Raw genomic sequence first — 4,503 nt, 5'->3', positions numbered from 1 at the left:
CCGCGACGTCGACCGCCGACGCGTCGGCCAGCCGTGAGCCCAGGTCGTCGTCCTCGACGTCGAGCACGTCGGCGCCTGCGAGCGCCGCCGTGTCGTCGGCGTGCCGCGAGACGGCGAGCACAGGTCCCTCGTGCCGCGCCAGCAGGCTGCGGCCGACACGCGTGCGCGGGCCGACGACGACCAGCGGCACGGCGCCGCGCCGCTCGGGCTCGGCGCCCGCCTGCACGGTGGCGTCGCTCGTGACGGCGGTCATCGCGCACCCCGCTCGAGGACGGCCTCGAACCGGTCGGCGCAGCCGGCCAGCGAGAACTCCTGCTCGGCGAGCTCACGCGCCTGGGCGCGCACGGTGTCGCGACGCTCGTCGTCGGCGAGCAGGGCGTCGACCCAGGCCGCGGCCGCGGGCAGCGAGGTCGCCTCGGGACGGCCGACGTGACCGCCGGCGCGCTCGACCAGGTCGGAGGCGGCGTTCTCCTCGGGCATCAGGCCGACGACGGGACGGCCCGCGCACAGGTAGGACAGCGTCTTGGACGGCACGGAGAACGCGCCGGCCTGCTGGTCGAGCAGCACGACGAGGACGTCGCCGCTGCCGAGCACCTCGGGGAGACGCTCGTAGGGCTGGAACGGCAGCAGGGTGAGCGGGACGTCGAGCCGGTCGGCCTCGGCGCGGATCACGTCGGCCGCCGGACCCTCGTTCACGACGACGAGCCGCACGGGACGACCGAGCTCGCGCACGGCGGCCGTCAGCCGCACCAGCAGGGCCGGGTCGTGCTTGAGGCCGAGGGTCCCGGAGTACAGGAGGGTCTGGACGTCGTCGAGCTCGTGCTCCACGGCCCAGTCGTTCTTGCGCTGGACCGGCACGATCTCATCGAGCGGGGCCCAGTTGGCGATGACGGTCGTCTTGTGAGCCGTGCCCCACCGCTCGTGCACCGGGACGAAGGAGTCGGCGATGACGACCACCTGGCTGGCACGCCGCGACGTCCAGCGCTCGGCCAGGTCGAACGCGAGCGCGACGGCGCGGAAGGAGCGCGAGAGCTTGGCGCCGGCGAAGGACCGGACGGCCACCGAGTAGACGTCCTGGTGCCACAGCACCCAGGGCTGGCGGAACAGCGCCATGGCGGCGGCGAAGACGACGAGCGTCGGGATCTGCACGTTCGACATGAGCGCGACGTCGGGGCGGACGCGGCGCACGTGGCGCACGAGCTCGACGCCGAGGCGCACCTCGAGCAGGAGCCGCTGCACGAAGCGGCGCTTGTCGAAGACGATGCCGTCGCCGACGGTCTCGAAGCGGATGGTCTCGCCGGGCTGGGCCTTGAGTCGGCCCTTGCCGGAGACGTAGGCGTTGCAGGTGGAGTGCGTCACGTCGTGCCCGCGCCGGGCGAGCTCGCGGCTGAGCTGGGCCTGGAACGGGTGCCCGCTGTAGTCGTGCACGAGGACGCGCATTCGACCTCCACTCGTGGTCACCGTCTCTCGGTGTCGCACGGGTCAACGAGGCGCGGCACCCAGGGTTACGTCCGCGACGGCTCGTGGAGGGACTTTCGTCACACGGTCGGGTCGCGTCCCTCGTCGAGCGCCTTCCACGGGTCCTCGACGACCGGTCGGCGCGACGGTGCGTCGTAGCGTCCGCTCATCCCGGGCCAGCCGCGTCCGTGCCGCACCACCAGGGCGCCGAGCAGCGCCGCGACCACGAAGCCTCCGGCCGCCACGAACGGCCACGGCGAGGTCGCGACGCGGCCGAGGTCCTCACCGGTGAACGCCGGCGACTGCTCGGCCGCGCCCACGAGCGCGTCGCGCGAGCCGTCGCCCGTGCCGCCGAGCACGCTGAGCACCGCGCCACCGACGCCCAGGAGGACGACCAGCACGCCCACGACCCACCGGCCCCGGCCGCGCGTCGCGAGCACGGCGAGCGCCGCGGTGACGACCACCACCGCCAGGGCAGCGGCCAGCGGCGCGACGTCGCGGCCCGTGACCACGACGTCGGCCGCGCGCACCGTCGCTCCCGCCGCCCTGACCGCCCGCACCGCGCCCACCGTCACCGGGACCGCCCGACCCGGCTCGACCCTCACGGCCTCGCCCGGCACGTGGGACGCCGGCGACCCCACGACCGGCTCGACGTCCTTCGGGTACCAGTGGCTGCGGTCGGGCAAGGTCGTCACGGGGGCGACCGGTCCGACGTACCGCGCCGGCACCGCCGACCTCGGACGTCCGCTCACGGTCCGGGTCACCGCCACGCGGCCCGGGCACGCCACCGCGTCGCGCACGTCGGCGTCGCGCACCGTCAAGGCGCAGCCCGCCCTCGCCGTCACCAGCACCGGAGGTCGCCGGAGCGCGACGTTCACCGTCGTCGTGCGCGCGAGCGGCGCCACCCCCACGGGGACCGTGCGCGTCCGGCTCGGCTCGCGCACGCTGCGCAGCGCGACCCTCACGAGCTACCGGGGCACGCGTCGTGCCGTCGTCACCGTCACGGGACAGGCCAAGGGCACGCGGGTGTACACGGTGGAGTACCTCGGCGACGCGAAGGCCGAGGCCCGCTCGACCAAGCGTCGGGTCACCGTGCGCTGACGACAGGACGGGCGTCCCACGGACCCTGGGCCGGTGGGGTTTTCGTGGCCGGACGGCGGGTACCATGGGGAGTTCGCAGAACGACCCACGAGAGCCGAGGAGAGGCGTGTCCTCCGAGCAGCAGGCCGCCGCAGAGATCGCAGCGGAGCAGGCGTACGTCGACGTCGTCTACGGTCGCCTCGACGAGTCCACCAAGGTGGCGCAGTCGCTCGTCACCGAGGGCTTCGCCCGCGGGCACGTCGGCAACGAGGGCGGTCTGGTCGAGCGCGACGCGATGGTCTTCCAGGCCACCCGCCGCCTGTCGGCGCTCAACGCCGCGCACGACGGGCTCGTGTTCGGCCGGCTCGACCTGCAGGGCGGCGAGGCCCGGTACATCGGCCGGATCGGTGTCCGCGACGCCGAACGCGAGATCCTGCTCGTCGACTGGCGTGCGCCGGCGGCGGCGTTGTTCTACCAGGCCACCGCCCAGGACCCCACCGGCGTCGTCCGCCGTCGCGTCCTGCGCAGCTCGGGCAAGACCGTCGTCGGGGTCGAGGACGACCTGCTCGACGCGGAGAACGCCCCCGAGGACATGGTCGTCGTCGGCGAGGGCGCGCTGCTCGCCAGCCTCTCGCGGGCCCGCGACAGCACCATGCACTCCGTCGTCGCCACGATCCAGAAGGAGCAGGACGAGGCGATCCGGGCGCCCAGCCGCGGCGCGACGATCATCGGCGGCGGCCCCGGCACGGGCAAGACCGTCGTGGCGCTGCACCGTGCGGCCTACCTGCTGTACACCGACCGCCGACGCTTCGAGTCCGGTGGCGTGCTCGTCGTCGGCCCGTCGTCGGTGTTCATGAGCTACATCGAGCGCGTGCTGCCGAGCCTCGGCGAGACCGCGGTGACGCTGCGCTCGCTGGGCGAGGTCGTCGACGGGGTCGGCGCGCGCGAGCACGACGAGCCGGTCGCCGCCGCGGCCAAGGGCTCGTCGCGCATGCTGCCCGTGCTCCGGCGCCTGGCCACCTCGCCGCAGCCCGGCGAGCCGACGTCGTTCCGGTACTTCTACAAGGACGACGTGCTCGTCCTCGACGCCAAGAAGCTCGCCAACATCCGCCGTGGGCTGCTCTCGAACCTGCCGCGCAACCGCGCCTACCCGAAGGCGCCGGCCGCCGTGGCGCGGGCGCTGTGGCAGCAGGTGTCGGGCGAGCGGGCGCTCGAGAAGGGCGAGGAGGGCTTCCTCGACGAGCTCACCACCGACCACCGCTACGTCGACTTCGTCGAGGCGTGGTGGCCTCCGGTCGACGCCGTCGAGCTCTGGCGCACCCTGCCCAAGCGGGTCGGCGAGCTCGCCAACGGCGCGTTCTCCCGCGAGGAGCTCGACGCGATGGTCACGTCGTGGGCCTCGGGCGTCCCCGCCATCGAGGACGTCCCCCTCGTCGACGAGCTGCGCTACCTGCTGGGCGAGGTGCCGCCCGACGACGAGCGCGACGACGACGTGCCGCGTCAGCTGATGAGCTTCGAGCGACGTGAGCGCGAGGTCGAGAACGAGCTGCGCTCCACCACGAGCATCGACGACGACGGCTACGCGCACGTGCTGGTCGACGAGGCGCAGGACCTCTCGCCGATGCAGTGGCGGATGCTCGGCCGGCGCGGCCGCTACGCCAGCTGGACGATCGTCGGCGACCTCGCGCAGTCGTCGTGGCCGCACGCCGACGAGGCCGAGCAGGCCCGCGTCGCCGCGCTGGAGGGCAAGGTCGAGCACCGGTTCCGGCTCTCGACCAACTACCGCAACTCCGCCGAGATCTACGACCTCGCGGCCGACGTCGCGCAGGTCGCGATCCCGGGTGCCGACCTCGCGGAGGCCGTGCGCCGCACGGGCGAGGCGCCACGGCACGAGTGGGTCGCCGACGCCGCGCTACTCGACGCCGTCGAGGCCGAGGCCGACACGATGCTCGAGCGGGTCGAGGG

General features: G+C 74.1%; 5 protein-coding genes. 2 read left to right on the top strand and 3 right to left on the bottom strand.

The annotated features are described in order from the left end of the window. From A6Q79_RS02205 to A6Q79_RS02195, 3 genes are all read right to left on the bottom strand, one after another. Positions 1-253, bottom strand: a 253-nt coding sequence (locus tag A6Q79_RS02205) for a hypothetical protein (protein WP_317695890.1), incomplete at its 3' end; no start/stop codon positions are given. Beyond that, the gene (locus A6Q79_RS02200) at positions 250-1,440 is read right to left on the bottom strand and encodes a glycosyltransferase family 4 protein (protein ID WP_286690920.1); all 1,191 of its coding nucleotides are present in this window, start codon (positions 1,438-1,440) and stop codon (positions 250-252) included. The genes A6Q79_RS02200 and A6Q79_RS02205, both read right to left, overlap by 4 nt. Positions 1,441-1,538: 98 nt before the next feature. After that, entirely contained in the window at positions 1,539-1,988 is a 450-nt protein-coding gene (locus tag A6Q79_RS02195; protein WP_317695886.1) for a Trp biosynthesis-associated membrane protein, read from the bottom strand. Between A6Q79_RS02195 and A6Q79_RS02190 the strand changes: the two genes are divergently transcribed. Both A6Q79_RS02190 and A6Q79_RS02185 read left to right on the top strand, forming a co-directional pair. Further along, positions 1,963-2,559, top strand: a complete 597-nt coding sequence (locus tag A6Q79_RS02190) for an Ig-like domain repeat protein (RefSeq protein WP_317695884.1) — start codon at positions 1,963-1,965, stop codon at positions 2,557-2,559. The genes A6Q79_RS02195 and A6Q79_RS02190 overlap by 26 nt on opposite strands. Positions 2,560-2,665: 106 nt before the next feature. Next, positions 2,666-4,503, top strand: a 1,838-nt coding sequence (locus A6Q79_RS02185; protein WP_317695881.1) for an AAA family ATPase, incomplete at its 3' end; no start/stop codon positions are given.

The organism is Aeromicrobium sp. REDSEA-S32_B7 (assembly GCF_001626145.1).
GTDB classification, from domain to species: Bacteria; Actinomycetota; Actinomycetes; order Propionibacteriales; family Nocardioidaceae; genus Aeromicrobium; species Aeromicrobium erythreum.
Note: the sequence above shows the minus strand (reverse complement) of the source record. Positions and strands in the feature narration are given on the sequence as shown.